Below are 16426 nucleotides of genomic sequence, written 5' to 3'. Positions count from 1 at the left end.
TCTAGTATTGCTTCACTGTTTTTAATCTCAACCATCTTCGCGTCGGCCACCGGAAGGTACCTGGCGGGAAGATGGGGAAAATTCTAGGCCACCGCCGCCCCGTGTACCTATTCCATTTAATTTATGGCTTACTTTATGGCCCGCGCACGGCAGGGTACCGTAGGGTGCATGACAAATATCATTGACAGCGTACGCAGTGACCGCAACACCATCTTCCGCCAGCTCAGCGAGCTCGTGGCATTCAATTCCGTCCACAATGAGCCAGGCTTGGAAGACCAGGCCCAGGGTGCTAGCCAGTGGGTAAAGGCCGCGCTGGAAGAGGCCGGGGCAACGGTAGAAACCATCACCACTGCGGATGGTTCCACCGCCATTCTGGGCGAGCGCAAGGGTGAGGAGGGCGCCAAGACCGTCCTGTTGTACTCGCACTACGATGTCGTGCCCGCCGGAGACCGCGCGGACTGGGAGTCCGATCCCTTCACCCTGACCGAGCGCGCCGATGCCGAGGGCACCACCCGCTGGTACGGCCGCGGCGCGGCGGACTGCAAGGGCAATGTGGCCATGCACCTGGCGGCCCTGCGTGCACTGGAGGCCAATGGCGGCACCAAGGTGAACCTGAAGTACCTCATCGAAGGCTCTGAAGAGCGCGGCGGCGAAGGCCTGTCCCAGCTCATCAAGGACCGCCCAGAGCTTTTCGCTGCCGATGCCATCCTGATCGCGGATGCCGGCAATGCCGCCGTGGGCCAACCCACCTTGACCACCTCCCTGCGCGGCGGTGCGCAGATTGAGGTTGAGGTCAATACCCTGGCCGCACCTGTGCACTCCGGCCAATTCGGCGGCGCGGCCCCGGATGCGGTGAAGGCGCTGATGCGCACGCTGGATTCGCTCACGGACGAGTACGGCCGCACCACCATCGATGGCGTGGATACCAGCGCCCACTGGCAGGGCCAAGAATACCCAGCGGAGGCGTTCCGCGGCGATGCGCAGCTGCTCGAGGGCACCGAGATCATGGGCTCCAAGGATCCGGAGGGTGCTACCCCGGTGGCTGACATGGTGTGGTCCCGCCCGGCCATTTCCGTGACCGGCTTTACCTCTACTCCGGTGGCTGAGGCCGTCAACGCCGTCCCCGCTACCGCGGCCGCCAAGCTGAACCTGCGCGTTCCAGCAGGCACCGATGCCCGCGCCATTGGTGAGGCCGTCTGCGAGCACGTGAAGAACCACGCGCCGTGGGGCGCGCACGTCAAGGCAGAGGTTGTGGAGGCCAATGCCGGTTTCTCCACCGACCCGGAAAAGCCCGCCGTGGCACTGTTGGGCCAGTGCCTCTCCGAGGCTTACGGCAAGGACACCGCGGCACAGGGCATGGGCGGTTCCATCCCGCTGACCACCGAGCTGCAAGAGGCACACCCCAACGCGGAAATCGCCCTCTACGGCGTGGAGGAGCCCAAGTGCACCATCCACTCCGCCAATGAGTCCGTCGATCCCACCGAGATCGAACACGTCGCCGCCGCGGAGGCTCTTTTCTTGCAGCGCTACGCTTAAAAAAGCGCACAACGGCGGTATATAATACTGTGCACGAAAAGTAATCTTTCGAAGTTGTGGAAAAATCGGTAAACTTTCGACGAGTTGACCCCGTTTCCGGCCACGCTGCTTGCACAAGTGGGACAGTTCGTGCTCGGTCGAGTGCGGACTGTCTTGGCGTGTATATGCTCCCGGCGCATATGCCCCACGCACCACGGCACCGAGGGTCTGAGAACTTGACACAACCTAAGGAGCGCAGATTCCAACGTGCTAATACTTCTGGGTGCCCTCATCGTTGCCACCGTGGTTGCACCGCTGCTCATTATGAATGTGGGCCGCCCAGCCTTTGGTTTATTGGCAATAGTTCCCGGTGTCGGTTTCGTGTGGACCCTCGCGCACTTTATCCGGGGCACCTTCCGCGACGGCGGCACGCTGAATTACACCATCGAGTGGATGCCGGCCGCGCACCTCGCCGTGGATCTGCGCATGGATGCCCTAGGCGGGCTCTTTAGCCTCATTATTTTGGGCATGGGCGCTCTGGTCCTGCTGTATTGCTGGGGCTATTTCGATTCCACGCGCCGCCGCCTTGCCATGTTCGCCGGCCAAATGGTGGGCTTTGCCACCGCCATGTTTGGGCTGGTCACCTCCGATAGCCTGCTACTCATGTACGTCTTCTGGGAGATCACCTCCCTCTTGTCGTACCTATTGGTCAGCTACTACGCCGAGCGCGCCTCTTCGCGCCGCGCCGCGCAGCAGGCCCTGATGGTCACGGTCTTGGGTGGCCTGTCCATGCTGATGGGCATCTGCCTGCTCGGACGGCAGACTGGGGCGTGGACGTTTAGTGAAATCCACGCCTACGATCACTTCCCCCAAACGCCGTACGTCACCGTCGCCATCGTGCTCATCCTGGTCGGTGCGCTGACCAAATCCGCCATCGTGCCGGCGCACTTCTGGCTACCGGGTGCCATGGCAGCACCGACGCCGGTCTCGGCGTACCTGCACTCCGCCGCCATGGTCAAGGCCGGAATCTACCTGGTCGCGCGCCTGGCACCGGATATGTACGAGGTGGCCACCTGGCACCTCGTGGTCATTTCCTTAGGCGTCTTTACCATGCTCCTCGGCGGTTGGATGGCGCTGAAGCAAAAGGACCTCAAGCTCATTTTGGCCTATGGCACGGTCTCCCAGCTGGGCTTTATTACCTCCATCGTGGCGGTTGGCTCCCGGGAGGCCATGCAGGCGGGCCTGGCGCTGACCTTTGCTCACTCGCTCTTTAAGGCCGCACTGTTCATGGTGGTCGGCGCCATCGATCACTGCTCAGGCACGCGCGATATTACGAAGCTATCCGGCCTCGGCCGCAGGCAGCCCTTCCTTTACGGCATCGCCCTAATCTCCGCCCTATCCATGGCGGGCGTTCCCCCGCTCTTTGGTTTTGTGTCCAAGGAGGCCGTGCTGGAATCCACCATGCACGAAGAGCTGCTCATTGGCATGCCACGCAATATGATCCTGGTGGCCTATGTGGCAGGTTCCATCCTCACCATGGCCTATGCCCTGCGCTTTTTGTGGGGTGCCTTTGCCTCCAAGAACCTCCCTGACGATAAGGACGGCGTCTCTAAAGCCGTAGCCACGATGCACAAGGTCAACGTGGGCCTGTGGCTGGCCCCAGCCGTGCTCACCGCGCTGACCATCGCGCTCGGCCTCGCGCCGCAGGCGCTCTCGGCGGCCATCGATCAGCACCTCGATTCCACTTTCGGGGCAGGCGAGCACCACGGCCTGGCACTCTGGCACGGGTGGTCGGTGACCTTGGGCGTCTCCGCCATCATCATCGTGGCCGGAATCATCGTGCACTGGCGCCGCCAGGTGCTGGAGCAATGGCAGTTTGCTTATCCCGCGCTTGGCGATGCCGACGCCGTCTACGACAAGGTCATTTCCACCCTGCGCAAGCTCTCCCTGCGCACCACGGCCGTGACCCAGCGCGGTTCGTTGCAGCTCAACCTGACCGTCATCTTCGCCACCCTGATGGTGCTGCCGCTGACCATGCTGATTACCGGTGATCTCACGGATATCCGCATGGTGGTTGCGGAAAATCCCTGGCAGATTGTCGCCGCCATCATCATGATGGTGGCCGCCATCGCCGCCACGGTGACCGATAACCGTTTGTCTGCCGTCATCATCGTCGGCATTACCGGTTATTCCCTGTCCTTCGTCTTTGCCATCCACGGCGCCCCGGACTTGGCGCTGACCCAGCTGCTGACGGAAACCATCATCATGGTGCTATTCATGCTGGTGCTGCGCCGCATCCCGGCATCTACCGAGTGGAAGCAGGACCCGAAGATGGGCCGCCTGCGCGCGTGGCTCTCCGTTGGCACCGGCCTGACCGTCACCATCGTGGCGATGTTTGCCATCAACGCGCGCTCGGCAGAACCCATCTCGCAGTACATGCCGGAGCTGGCCAAGGAGATTGGCCACGGCGCCAATGCCGTCAACGTCTTGCTGGTGGACCTGCGCGCCTGGGATACCTTTGGCGAGATCACGGTGATCATCATCGCCGCGCTCGGCGTGGCCTCCCTGATTTATCGCACCCAATCCTTCTCTAGGGACAGCCGCCGGCCAACTCTGCAGGTCACGGGCCGGCGCTGGCTGGCCGCGGGCGCGGAATCGGAGCAGGCGCTCAACCGCTCGCTGATGATCGATGTCTCCACCCGCGTGCTCTTCCCTTCCATGATGGCGCTGTCGTTCTACTTCTTCTTCGCCGGGCACAATGCGCCAGGCGGCGGCTTCGCCGGTGGCCTCGTGGCCGCGCTCGCGCTCATCCTGCGCTACTTGGCCGGTGGCCGCGCGGAGCTCGATGAGGCCCTGCCCATCGATGCCGGGCGCACCATGGGCGCAGGCCTATCCTTCTCCGCACTGGCGGTGGTGGTGCCGATGTTCTTTGGCCATCCGCCGCTTACCAGCGGCTATACCTCGCCCGAAATCCCGCTTATCGGCGCGGTCTCGCTGCCTTCGGCGCTGGTCTTTGACCTTGGCGTCTACCTCATCGTCGTGGGGCTCACGCTCTACGTGCTCAGCTCGCTCGGCGCCAAGCTGGATGAGGAAGAAGAGATGCGTAAGCAGCGCGCCCGCGACCGCGCCCGCTCCCTTGCGCGGAAGAACCGGGAGCGCAGCACCAAGCAGAAGGCCCAACGGTCACAAAAACAAGAAAAGAAACAAGAAAAGGTACCGGCCGCAACGAGCCCCTCCGGCCCAGACTCCGGGGACAACGCAGGAAAGGAGAAATAAATGCAAGCCAACCTCTTCCTCCTGCTCGCCGCCGGAGTAATGGTTTCTGCGGGCATCTACCTCTTGCTCGACCGCGCCATGACCAAGATGCTGCTCGGGCTGCTCTTGCTGGGCAATGGCGCCAACCTCTTCATGCTGCAGGCCGGTGGCCCGGCGGGCTCACCGCCCATCGATGGCCGCGAGGCCCAGCCTTATGGCAGCGATATTGCGGACCCTCTTACCCAAGCGATGATTCTTACCGCCATCGTCATCTCCATGGCGCTGACGGCTTTCATCCTCACCTTGGCCTACCGCCAGTACCGCTACCGCACCGCCGACGTCATTGAAGATGACGCCGAAGACACCGCGATTGCCGCCAAGGCCTCCAAGCCCGGCAATGCCGCGGCGAGCGCGGATCATGATGCCTCCAATGACCCCGCCACCGGGCGGGCCACCAAGGAAGGCGATAATTTCGGCCCCGAATCCTTCGAGGAGCCAGTGAAGGGAGCCGAAGATGACTGAGCTATTCCACCAGGCGGCCGAGGCGATGTATCCATACGTCGGCGCCCTCATCCCGCTGCCGGTTATCATCCCGGCCGTGGCCGCGGCACTCTCTCTGCTTTTTGCCCGCATGCCTAATGTGCAGCGCCAGATTGCCTTTTTCTCCCTGCTGTTTACGGCTGCGGTCAACGCGAGCCTGATCATAATAGTGGATTTTCATGGCATACAGACCCTGCAAATAGGCGGCTGGGATGCGCCGGTGGGCATCACCTTGGTGGCGGACCGGCTCTCCACGATGATCCTCTTTACCTCGTCTGTGGTGCTGTTCTCCGTCATTTGGTACGCCATTTCCCAGGGTGTGCGCGATGGCACCAAGGACGAACCGGTCGCGGTCTTCTTGCCCACCTACATGTTGCTGACCATGGGCGTAAATATCTCCTTTTTGGCCGGCGACTTGTTTAACCTGTACGTCGGCTTCGAGGTCTTCCTCGTGGCCTCGTACGTGCTGTTGACCTTGGGGGCATCGGCAGGCCGCGTGCGCGCCGGCGTGGGTTATGTGATGGTCTCGATGGCCTCATCCATGATCTTCCTGCTGGCGCTGGCGTATGTGTATGCCTCCGTCGGCACCATGAACATGGCCCAGATTGGCCAACGCATGCAGGACATCCCGGAGGGCACTCGCACCGCCATCTTTGCCACCTTGCTCGTGGCCTTTGGCATTAAGGCCGCGGTGGTGCCGCTGGCCGCCTGGCTGCCGGACTCCTACCCCACCGCGCCCTCGCTGGTCACGGCCGTCTTCGCCGGCCTGCTGACCAAGGTCGGTGTGTACGCGATTATCCGCGCGCGCACGTCCATCTTTACCAATGGTGGCCTCGATACCGTGCTGATGTGGGTGGCGCTGGCCACCATGCTGGTGGGCATCCTGGGCGCCATCGCGCAGACCGATATTAAGCGTCTGCTGTCCTTTACCCTGGTCAGCCACATCGGTTATATGATCTTTGGCGTCTCCTTGGGCACCGCCCAGGGGCTATCCGGCGCCATTTTCTACGCCATCCACCACATTCTGGTGCAGACCGCGCTCTTCTTGGTCGTCGGCCTTATCGAGCGCCAGGCCGGTACCTCCTCGCTCCGGCGCCTGGGCTCGCTGATGTATTCCGCTCCGCTTATCGCCGTGCTGTATTTCATCCCGGCCATCAACCTGGGCGGCGTACCGCCGTTTTCTGGTTTCTTGGGCAAGATCATCCTCATTCAGGCGGGCGCCAATGAAGGCTCCTGGCTGGCATGGGTGCTTATCGGTGGCGCACTGGTGACCTCGCTGCTGACCCTTTATGTCATGATGCTGGTCTGGGCCAAGGGCTTCCAGCGCGATCGCGCCGATGCCCCCGAGGGTAACGTCGCCCTGGCCCGCCCCGCCCCGCTTTCCGATATCACCGATGAGGTCGAGTTCTCCTCCCGCCAGGACGTCGGCCGGGTGCCATTCGGCATGCTGGGCGCCACCGCACTACTGGTCATCGCCTCGACCTCGATCACCTTCCTGGCCGGCCCGATTTCCGGGATTACCTCCCGCGCGGCCGAATCCGCGCAGGATACCTCCATTTATCAGTACGCCGTATTGGGCGAAAACGCCGATAACCCCACCCGGCACCTTGACCAGAAGGAGCGCTACGAAGGCGGCGCGGACTCCTACAAAGAGCGCAGCCACCTGCTGCCGGACCCCAGCCCTGCCCACGATCCGAAATCCGCCGCGCCGGAGACACCGAGCGCTGAAACGCCGAGTTCGGAGACACCGAGTTCGGAGACGCCGAGCGAGGATGCGCCGGGGAAATCAGGGGCATCGGAAAGCCCTACGCCAGTAAAGAAGGAGGCCCGCGATGACTAAGAGCCGCTTTGCCGGTGTGCGCTACCGTTTCCGGCCGTGGTTTACCGTCTGGATCACGGTCATGTGGTGCATGCTCATGGGTGAAATCACGGTGGGCAATGTGGTCGGCGGCCTCCTCGTCGCCTTGGTCATCGTCTTCGCCCTGCCGCTGCCGGCGATGCCGATTGCCGGCGTCGAGGTCGCGTGGGGCAAATTCTTCCGCTACATGCTCCGCTGGTTCTGGGAGCTGTTTTACGCCTCCCTCAAGGTGGGCTGGCTGGCCTCCCGGCCGCAGCCACTGCCTAAAACCGCCATCCTGGAATTGCCGATGCGCCTGGAAAATGAGTTCATTCTCTCGCTCGCGGTGACGCTATATAACCTGCAGCCGGGTGGAACGGTGACCGACATTGACATTGCCAATCGCATGATCACCATCCACATCCTGGATGCCCGGGATGAGGCGCAGATCCAGCGCGAAATCGATGCCGTGTCCCGCCTAGAATCTTCCATGATCGAGATCTTTGAAAGGAGCCACCCATAATGGATCCGCAGATCTATCACGCCATCCTGCTGGTTCCCGCATTCCTGCTGTGGGTCTCCGTATTAATCACCGTCTGGCGCATTATTGTAGGGCCCAACTCCCTCGACCGGCTGGTGGGAATGGACGGGTTTACCGCCATGTTCCAATGCGCACTGGCGACCTACATGTGCTGGTCGCTTGATACCTCCGTGGTCTCGGCCATGCTGGTCATCGCGCTGCTCGGCTTCATCTCCACCGTATCCGTCACCAGGTTTAGGAAGAGGGATAACCAATGAGTTGGTCACTAATCGCAGATATCCTCTCGCTCATCCTCGTCATCAGCGGCAGCCTGCTCATCCTCGCCGCCGCCATTGGCCTGGCGCGCTTTAAGGACACGATGTCCCGCGTGCACGCCGTGAGCAAGCCGCAGACCACCGGGCTCATCCTCACCATCATGGGTGCGTTCATCCGCATTACTGGGGCCGAATCTTTCAGTATGGCCGAGCGTGGTGATTTGGGTATGCTTATTTTGCTGGTACTGTTTGCGATGTTTACCAGCCCGGTGACCGCGCAGCGCACCTCACGTATCGCACGCCGTGAAGGCCTGTACGGTTCCGAGGAATCGATGTCGCGCAATGACCGCCCCGCCGGCCGTTCGCTGCGCCGCAAATAGGAGGCACCTTTAACCGTGAAAAAGCTATACGGACTGCCTACTCTGGCTACCCTTTTGGTTGCCTTCTTCATCTTCAGCATCTCCCGCTATAGCAAATACGACGGTCCCAATGCCTTCATCTGGCGCGTGCCGCTGGATTTGAAGATTTACTGGCTCGCCGGCGGCGAGGTGGCCGAGGGCGCCAACCTCTACGACAACGCCTACATTGGCAACCTGCCTTTTACTTACCCTCCCTTTGCCGGCACGCTATTCAAGTGGATTTCCTCGCTTGCCGATGACCCCCTTATCATCCTCTGGCAAGGCGGCACCATCCTTGCCTTATTGGCCGTCATCCTCATGGTCTTCCACGAGCGCGGCCTCAAACTATCGCCGCTGACCTGGGTCGTCGCCATCCTGCTGGTGCTGTGCGCCCCGGCCGTGGAGCCGATGTACGGCACCTTGTTCTACGGCCAGATCAACGTCTTTTTAATGTTCCTGGTCGCCCTCGACCTCATTCCTAAGAAGTGGGCGCTGCCCGGCGTTGGCATCGGCCTCGCTGCCGGTTTGAAGCTCACCCCGGCCTTTATGGGCTTGGTGCTTTTGTTCCAGAGGCGCTGGTGGCAGGCGGTCATCAGCGTCCTTACCTTCGCGGTGACCGTGGCGATTGGTTTCGTCACCATCCCGGACGCCGAGGTGTTCTGGACCGATGCGATCTTCAATTCCTCCCGCGTGGGTGAACACACCAACCCGGGCGCGCAGTCCATCCGCTCGCTCATGGTGCGCGCGTGGGGCATCGACGGCGGCTGGATGTGGCTCGCCGCCGTCGCGGTGGTCTTCGTCTTGACCTGCCTGGCACTGCGCACCGCGATGAAGCACAAGAATAACTCCGCCGCCATGGCCTTGGCCGGCATTAGCGCGTGCTTGGTCTCGCCCTTTTCCTGGTACCACCACTGGGTCTGGGTCTTCCCGCTGGCCATCGTGGTCCTCATCTCCGTCAACCAGGCACTGGGCAAGCGCCTGCGCGGTGTCATCGGCGCGCAAGTTGCAGCGCTGGTCTCCTTCGCGGCCATGTGCATCGTGCTCCTGCCCTATGTCTCCGCAGCCTTCTGGCTCGAAGCCGCCAACCGCTCGCTCAACCACTGGGATTTCCAGCCGTGGGCCATGCTCTTTTTCACCGGCTCCGGCATCCTCTACATCGCCTTTTATGCCCTCTGGGGATTCATCCCCGGCACCCAGCCCAGCGAGGACGACCTCCACGGCGACCCCCATGGCGGCCAACACGCTGGTCAGCACGCTGCTCAATCGCAGCACCATGCCCCGGTGCAGCAAGGCCAGCCGCAGCACGCTCAGCCCCAGCACTCCCAGGCGCAGCGCACCCGAGCAGCCGGAGCTCCCGCGTCTGGCGTTTCCGCACCCGGCACAGCCGCATCCGGCACAGGTGCGTCCGGCACTGCCGCACAGGGGTCTGCCACCGCCGATGAAACCGCAGAGTTCCCGGTATTTAACCCCGAGACCCGCGAGTTTCCCTCCACCGAGGGCTATACCGATATCCCGGCTCCCCCGTCCTACGGCGGCCGCCACGTCCGCGACGACGACTAAGCGGCGTGTGGTCGCGCGCAGCCAGGGCATGCGGCAACCAGCTGCGCACCCCTGCAACCCGCACCGCGGCCAGCTGCTGCTTGTGTGGCACTAGGAGTGCGATCACTGGGCGCAGGCTTAGCCGAACGTCGGTTAGCTAATTAGCGCACCGGTCGGAAGGTGTGCAGTTCGCGGCAGGTTTCTTCGACGACATCGCGCCAGCTGCCGGTTTCTTGGAAGAGCCGGCGTTGGCGTTCGTATCCGGCGCCGCCGTCGATGATTTCGTGCACTACGGCCAGTTCTTCCGCGCAGCCCAGCTCACGGGCCAAGGGAGTTAGTTCTTCGACCATCTGGGTCAGTTCATCTTTGACCCAGGCCTCGTCCGTGTCGCGCGAGGTAATAACGAGGGCATCCATGCCGTAGCGCGCCCCGCGCCATTTGTTTTCCGCCACGTGCCACGGCTGCAAGACGGGCAACTCCTCGCCCGCGTCGATCATGCGGTCATAGTGCACGACCAAGCAGTGCGTGAGCGCGACGACGGCGGAGAGCTCCCGCAGATTCGAGGTGGCATCGGATACGCGGACCTCTACGGTGCCCCACTTCGAGGCTGGGCGGATATCGAAGTGCATCGAGCCGGTGTGGTTAATGACCCCGGAGATAGCCTGATCCCGCATATAGGACTGCCACTCGCCCCACGTGAAAAATTGGTAAGGCATGCCGGCGGTGGGCAGCTGTTGATAGAGCATCGTGCGATTGGAGGCGTAGCCCGTATCCAAGCCTTCCCACCCCGGCGAGCAGGCAGAGATAGCCAAAAGGTGGGGGTACTTTGTCATCAGCGCATTGATGATGGGCCAGACCCGATCCTCGTGGCTGATGCCCACGTGGACGTGGGTGCCCCATAGCAGCATCTGCTTGCCCCAGTACTGGGTGCGGGCGATGATCTCTTGATAGCTGGGTTTATCTGACAGCGGGTTTTCCCGGAAATCCGTAAACGGGTGCCCGCCAGAGGCCCACACATCGATGCCGAGCTTATCCGCGGCTTCTTCCACGGCCGCCAGCGAGGTTTCTAGCTCCGCGATGGCTTCTGGCACCGTGGAGCAAATGCCCGTGACTAGTTCCACCGTATTCTGCAGGAATTCCTTTTCCACATGAATATCGGGGTGGACGGCAGTGGCGAGATCGATCAGCTCAGCCCCGCGCGGGACGAGATCGCGCGAGTCGCGGTCCACGAGCGCGACTTCCCATTCCACCCCGAGCGTGGGCTCGGGGGAACGGGCGAATACTTCTGCCGGAATCTTCACTGGTCCAGCTTAACGGGTGGCAGGTAATATTCCATGAATTTTATTTAGGCCTGGGGGACGGCGAGAGCGACCACGACGGCGCCGTCCTCGGTGGCTTCCTTGGGCAGGTCCTTATTCATGGGCTTTACTTCTGCCTGGTAGCGCGCGGCTACCTCCTTGGCCAGCGACTCCGCGGAGGCATCGCCCTCAGGGTAGAAGACGGTGGTCTTGGGCACGGTCAGGACATCGCCTGGCAGGTTGCCCACATAGCCCACCTTGAAGCCGCCGTCCTTCAACACATCGGCTTCGTTCTTGGCCTTATCGGATTCACCGGAGTTATTAAGCACGCTGACCTTAATGTCATTGCGGTCACGCGCGGCAGACGGCGCATCATTGCCGCCGGCCCGGGCTTCATCCCCGGCGCGGCCTTCACCGTGCTGATCGCGCGCGCCGGTATCGCGGTTGGCGTCGCGGTTAGCCTCGCCCTCGGCGCCGCCGTTCGGGTGCGCGTTCTCACCCTCGCGAGGCGGCTGGTTATTGGCGCCATCGGCACGGGAACCATCGCCGCGCGCGCCATCCGCGGCAGGGCCGTCGGCGCCGTTGCCCTCTTGGCCGCCATTGGCGGAGCCGTCTGACTTCGACTGCTCGGAATCGGAAGCGACGGTCGAATCATCGTCCTCCGAGGTCATGGCATAAAGGCCCCACAGGCCAAGCATCACGGCCACGGCGATAAGCACCATGGCGAGCCCGCGCAGTGGTAAACCGCTCTTTTTGGCGTGGGCGCCTCCCCCACCGCCGCCGGTCCTGGCCGCGGCGGCCCCGGCCCCAGCCCCGGCAGCGCCAGCAGCAACGTCCTCGCCGTCTACCTCATCGTCATAAGCGCCGTCGTAAGCACCTTCGTAGGCGTCGTCATAATAAGCATCGCCATAATCGGCCGCGGCGTCATCGCCGGCGGCGTCGTCGAATTGCTGATCGTATAGATTATCCGGATTCTCTTTAGTCACTTCAGTAACACTAGTAGCAGGTTCTAACGCGGTGGGGTATTTCCCCGCGCGGCGCGCCGCGTATTTTCGCGCTCCTCCCGCAGGCGCTTTAGCCGGGCCACCAAGAGGGGATGGGATTCGGCGGCGGCGGGGACATCGAGAAGCAGGTTGAGGCGTTGGTGATAGCGCACCGGCGAGATATCCAGCTGCGCGCGAATGGCCTCTTCCTTGCGGCCAATGCTGCGCGGGGCGGTTTCCTCAAAGTCTAAAATGGCGGCGTCTAGGTCAGACAAGGGGTTCATGCTTAAACTGTAGAACATGACTATTCGTCCCATCGTTATCCACGGCGAGCCCGTGCTTCATCAGCCCACCACACCGGTGGAAGAATCCGAGATTTCCAGCCCCGAGATGCAACAGCTCATCGCGGACATGTACGAGACCATGGAAGTTGCCCATGGCGTGGGCTTGGCGGCGAACCAGGTGGGCATCGGCAAACGGCTCTTCGTGTACCACTGCCCCGATACCGAAGGCCCGGATGGCACCGAGCTGCCTGCGGATAAGGCCGGCATGCGCAAGGGCTGCGTTATCAACCCGGTGCTGGAGACCTCCGAGATTCCAGAGACCATGCCTGCCGATGACGGCTCCGATGACGAAGGCTGCCTCTCCGTGCCGGGCGAGGGCTTTCCCACCGGCCGCGCCGACTGGGCGCGCGTGACCGGCAAGGACGAGCACGGCAACGACATCACCGTGGAGGGCTACGGCTTTTTCGCCCGCTGCCTGCAGCACGAAACCGGCCACCTCGATGGCTACTTGTATACCGATACCCTCATCGGCCGCTACAAGCGCCAGGCTAAGAAGGCCATTAAGCGCAATGGCTGGACCGAGCCGGGCTATTCCTGGATGCCGGGCGAGGACGAAGACCCCTTCGGGCACGACGATTAATCATGTCCGGCATCTTTCGCTCCGATAACGTGCAGGTAGGCGATCGCGTCGTGGCCCGGCGCGATTTCGGCGGGGTACATAGCGATGTCATTGGCCACGTCCTCAGCCTCGAGCCGCTGGTCATCCGCCCGCAGCAGGTCGGCGGCTACCCTTCCGATCTCGAGGCCGTGGAAATCGCCCCCGAGCAGCTGAAGATTATCAAGCGCCTTTCACCGCGCATGGTGCGCAATTCCGATATCCGCGCCGTCGAATACGCCACCGCCCAGGCCTTTCCCGGCAAGGAACACACGTGGACCTCGGACGGCGCCTGGCTCATGCGCGCCGGCGATGGCGTGACGGGCCGGTCCAATTCCGCCGTCCCGCTCGGGCCCTCCGCGGGCTTCAACCCGGTGCCGCTCGCGGAAATCACGGAGTTCTACCGCCGCCACGATCTCCCGGTCCGCCTGCTCATCCCGGAGCGCATTGGCAAGCCTGCAGAGCGCCTGCTTGCCGATGCCACCTGGCACACCGAACCCGAAATCCTCGTCATGGTCCTGCGCGATCTCGAGGCGCTATCCGCCGAGATCCCGGGCTCCCACCCCAGCGGCGCGGAGTTTCGCATCGATGACCAACCCGATGAAGCGTGGCTGCAGATGTACCACTTCCGCGGCCAGGCGCTACCCGCCCAGGCCCTGGAATACCTGCGCGCCCGCATCGAGGGCTCGATGGGCTTTGGGCGGCTCGTTATTGGCGGCGAGACCGTCGCCATCACCCGCGGCACCATCACCGAATCCGGCGACGGCACCGCCTGGCTGGGATACTCCGCCGTGGAGGTATCGCCCGCGCACCGCCGCCAGGGCTTAGGAGCGCTTTTGGGCGAGCATATGCTGCGCTGGGGGCGCGAGCAGGGCGCGAAGCACGCCTACCTCGATGTCCTGGCTTCTAATACCGCCGGCATTCGCCTGTACGAAAAGCTGGGGTTCATCGAGCAACACCGCCAGATCTACGCCCGGCTGCGCGACTAGCCCGCCGCCCGCGGCCTGGACTAGTCCGGGCCATTGCCCGCGCGGTACTGTATTATCCATGCGCATCACCACGTGGAATATCAACTCCGTTCGCACCCGCGCCCAGCGGGCGCTGGACCTTCTCCACACGCACGACATCGACGTGCTGTGCTTACAAGAGACGAAGGTCAAGGACGATAAATTCCCCCGCGAGGCCTTCGAGGACGCCGGCTACCATGTCACCTGCCATGGCCTCAACCAATGGAATGGCGTGGCCATCATTTCCAAAGAAGAACCAGAGGAAGTCTTTACCGGATTCCCCCACCAGCCTGGCTTTGCCAAGGACCCAGAAAAGCCCCAGGACCGCGAGGCCCGGGCGCTTGGTGCACGCATCCGCGGGGTAGAAATCTGGTCGCTGTATATCCCCAACGGCCGCGAGATCACAGACCGCCACTATGACTACAAGCTGGATTTTCTCTACCAGCTCGCCCGCTACGCCGCCGGCCGTGCCCAATCGAAGCTGCTTCTAACCGGTGATTTCAATATCGCCCCGCGCGATGAAGACGTCTGGGATATCGAGGCCTTCCGCGGCAAGACGCATGTCACCGAACCCGAGCGCGCCGCCTTCCAGATGCTTGAGGAGGCCGGCCTGGAAGAGGTCACGCGCCGGTTTACCGAAGACCAGCGCTATACCTACTTTGATTACAAGGGGATGCGCTTTCACAAGAATGAAGGCATGCGCATCGATTTCCAGCTGGCCTCGCCGCCTTTGGCCAAGCACGTCACCGGCGCCCGCGTAGACATGGAGGAGCGCGCCGGCGAAAAGACCTCCGATCACTGCCCGCTTCATGCAGATTTCGATCTGCCCGATTTCGATTCCGTGCGTTAAATGACCTGGTCGCTCGATCTCAGCTTCTGGCAGCTGGCCTTCCTCATCGTCGATTATTCCATCAAGATCATCGCCGTCGGCTTCGTGCCAGAAGGCCGCCGGCCCTCCAATTCCACGGCATGGCTGCTGGCTATTTTGGTGCTGCCCGTCATCGGCCTGCCGCTGTTTTTGCTCATGGGCTCGCCGTATATCAACCGGCGCCGCCACCGCATCCAGCAAGAGGCCAATGAGCGCCTCGAGGATATTTCCGCCCGCACCCCGGATCACCCGAAGGGCATCCTGTCGGCCGAGGTGGAATCCGTCATCAAGCTCAACCGCGAGTTAACCGGCTTTCCAGCGCTCATTGGCCACAACCTAGGCCTGCATGCGGATTACGATGAATGCATTCGCTCCATCGCCGCGGCCGTGGACCGCGCCGAAAAGTACGTCTCCATCGAGGTCTATATCCAGTCCTGGGACGAGGTCACGGATGTGTTTTTCCAGGCCCTCGCCCGCGCCACCGCCCGCGGCGTCAAGGTCCGCCTGCTACTGGATCAGATTGGCAGTTTTAAGTACAAGGGTTATTCCTCGCTGGGGGACAAACTGACAGACATCGGCGTGGACTGGCGCCTCATGCTGCCCATCCAGCTGCACAAGGGCCGCTTCCGCCGCCCGGATCTGCGCAACCACCGCAAGCTCGTCATCATCGATGGCGAGGTGGGCTTTATCGGTTCCATCAACCTGATCAAACGCCAATATAAAACCACTGACCGCTTTTGGATCGATTACATGGTGGAACTGTCTGGCCCCATCGTCACCGCCATGACCGCAGTCTTCGCGGTGGATTGGTATACCGAATCCGGCGAGAACCTCCCGCTGGATGAGCTGCCGTATGACGATGCCCAAACAGTCGACGCCAACTACCTGCAGATGATTCCCTCCGGCCCCGGCTATACCACCGAGCCGAACCTGCGCATGTTTAATTCCCTGGTGCACCACGCCAAGCAGCGCCTGGTGCTGTGCTCGCCGTATTTCGTGCCGGATGAATCCCTCTTAGAGGCCGTGACCACCGCCTGCTACCGCGGGGTGGATGTGGAGCTTTATGTCTCCGATACCGCGGACCAATTCATGGTCAACCACGCCCAGTCCTCGTATTACCAGGCGCTGCTTGAGGCCGGGGTGCATATCTACCAATTCCCCTACCCTTATGTTTTGCACTCCAAGTTCATCATCACGGATCCAGATGACCAGGAGTTCAATCCGCTGTGCATGTTCGGCTCGTCCAATATGGATCCGCGCTCCTTCGGCCTCAACTATGAGACCACCATGCTCGTGGCCAAGGGCGATCTCCTCGCCCAGTTCAACCAGCTCGCCGCCAATTACCGCGCGGTCTGCCACGAGCTCACCCTCGAGGAGTGGAACCAGCGCGGGTTCGTGCGCCGTTATATCGATAACGTCATGCGGCTGACCTCGGCCCTGCAATAAGCTCTG

The 16426-nt window shown here is 62.3% G+C and carries 15 protein-coding genes; 12 read left to right on the top strand and 3 right to left on the bottom strand.

Going from position 1 to position 16426, the window contains the following annotated elements; all coding sequences use genetic code 11:
- Positions 1 to 168: 168 nt before the first annotated feature.
- The 8 genes from ACP8KU_RS01380 (at position 169) to ACP8KU_RS01345 (ending at position 9900) form a co-directional block, all read left to right on the top strand.
- Positions 169 to 1536 (top strand): dipeptidase, encoded by a 1368-nt coding sequence (locus tag ACP8KU_RS01380; RefSeq protein ID WP_284636798.1) that lies wholly within the window; start codon positions 169 to 171, stop codon positions 1534 to 1536.
- Positions 1537 to 1782: 246 nt separating this feature from the next.
- Positions 1783 to 4791 (top strand): Na+/H+ antiporter subunit A, encoded by a 3009-nt coding sequence (locus tag ACP8KU_RS01375; RefSeq protein WP_484483856.1) that lies wholly within the window; start codon positions 1783 to 1785, stop codon positions 4789 to 4791.
- Positions 4792 to 5292: a Na(+)/H(+) antiporter subunit C gene (locus ACP8KU_RS01370; protein WP_005279466.1), complete on the top strand. Its 501-nt coding sequence runs from the start codon at positions 4792 to 4794 to the stop codon at positions 5290 to 5292. It abuts the gene before it with no gap.
- Positions 5285 to 7150: a Na+/H+ antiporter subunit D gene (locus ACP8KU_RS01365; RefSeq protein WP_284630060.1), complete on the top strand. Its 1866-nt coding sequence runs from the start codon at positions 5285 to 5287 to the stop codon at positions 7148 to 7150. The genes ACP8KU_RS01370 and ACP8KU_RS01365 overlap by 8 nt, the downstream gene beginning before the upstream one ends.
- Entirely contained in the window at positions 7143 to 7670 is a 528-nt protein-coding gene (locus ACP8KU_RS01360; protein ID WP_005279462.1) for a Na+/H+ antiporter subunit E, read from the top strand. Before ACP8KU_RS01365 ends, ACP8KU_RS01360 begins: the two co-directional genes overlap by 8 nt.
- Positions 7670 to 7945: a monovalent cation/H+ antiporter complex subunit F gene (locus tag ACP8KU_RS01355; RefSeq protein WP_005279460.1), complete on the top strand. Its 276-nt coding sequence runs from the start codon at positions 7670 to 7672 to the stop codon at positions 7943 to 7945. Before ACP8KU_RS01360 ends, ACP8KU_RS01355 begins: the two co-directional genes overlap by 1 nt.
- Entirely contained in the window at positions 7942 to 8322 is a 381-nt protein-coding gene (locus tag ACP8KU_RS01350; RefSeq protein WP_005279458.1) for a monovalent cation/H(+) antiporter subunit G, read from the top strand. The genes ACP8KU_RS01355 and ACP8KU_RS01350 overlap by 4 nt, the downstream gene beginning before the upstream one ends.
- A 15-nt stretch (positions 8323 to 8337) precedes the next feature.
- The gene (locus ACP8KU_RS01345; protein ID WP_484483855.1) at positions 8338 to 9900 is read left to right on the top strand and encodes a glycosyltransferase 87 family protein; all 1563 of its coding nucleotides are present in this window, start codon (positions 8338 to 8340) and stop codon (positions 9898 to 9900) included.
- 140 nt (positions 9901 to 10040) lie between these two features.
- On the opposite strand, the gene ACP8KU_RS01340 is transcribed toward ACP8KU_RS01345, so the two are convergent.
- Genes ACP8KU_RS01340 through ACP8KU_RS01330 form a run of 3 tightly spaced genes read right to left on the bottom strand, consistent with a single transcriptional unit; the run spans position 10041 to position 12462 of the window.
- Positions 10041 to 11180: a glutamate--cysteine ligase gene (locus tag ACP8KU_RS01340; RefSeq protein ID WP_484483854.1), complete on the bottom strand. Its 1140-nt coding sequence runs from the start codon at positions 11178 to 11180 to the stop codon at positions 10041 to 10043.
- 44 nt (positions 11181 to 11224) lie between these two features.
- Complete coding sequence (locus tag ACP8KU_RS01335) at positions 11225 to 12163, bottom strand: LytR C-terminal domain-containing protein (RefSeq protein WP_126319848.1); 939 nt, start codon at positions 12161 to 12163, stop codon at positions 11225 to 11227.
- Between the two features lie 23 nt (positions 12164 to 12186).
- Positions 12187 to 12462 (bottom strand): DUF3263 domain-containing protein, encoded by a 276-nt coding sequence (locus tag ACP8KU_RS01330; RefSeq protein ID WP_084519591.1) that lies wholly within the window; start codon positions 12460 to 12462, stop codon positions 12187 to 12189.
- Between ACP8KU_RS01330 and ACP8KU_RS01325 the strand changes: the two genes are divergently transcribed.
- Genes ACP8KU_RS01325 through ACP8KU_RS01310 form a run of 4 tightly spaced genes read left to right on the top strand, consistent with a single transcriptional unit; the run spans position 12461 to position 16420 of the window.
- A complete protein-coding gene (locus tag ACP8KU_RS01325) occupies positions 12461 to 13084 on the top strand; it encodes a peptide deformylase (protein WP_023029271.1) in 624 nt (207 codons plus the stop codon). The two genes, ACP8KU_RS01330 and ACP8KU_RS01325, sit on opposite strands and share 2 nt — an antisense overlap.
- Positions 13085 to 13086: 2 nt before the next feature.
- Positions 13087 to 14088 (top strand): N-acetylglutamate synthase, CG3035 family, encoded by a 1002-nt coding sequence (locus tag ACP8KU_RS01320; protein WP_023029272.1) that lies wholly within the window; start codon positions 13087 to 13089, stop codon positions 14086 to 14088.
- Between the two features lie 58 nt (positions 14089 to 14146).
- Positions 14147 to 14956: an exodeoxyribonuclease III gene (locus ACP8KU_RS01315; protein WP_284639770.1), complete on the top strand. Its 810-nt coding sequence runs from the start codon at positions 14147 to 14149 to the stop codon at positions 14954 to 14956.
- Positions 14957 to 16420 carry a phospholipase D-like domain-containing protein gene (locus ACP8KU_RS01310; RefSeq protein ID WP_126319854.1) on the top strand — a complete coding sequence of 488 codons (1464 nt, stop codon included), beginning with the start codon at positions 14957 to 14959 and terminating at the stop codon, positions 16418 to 16420.
- Positions 16421 to 16426 lie beyond the last annotated feature (6 nt).

It is taken from the genome of Corynebacterium sp. LaCa_282, from assembly GCF_057198125.1.
This window is presented reverse-complemented; position numbering and strand designations above follow the sequence as displayed.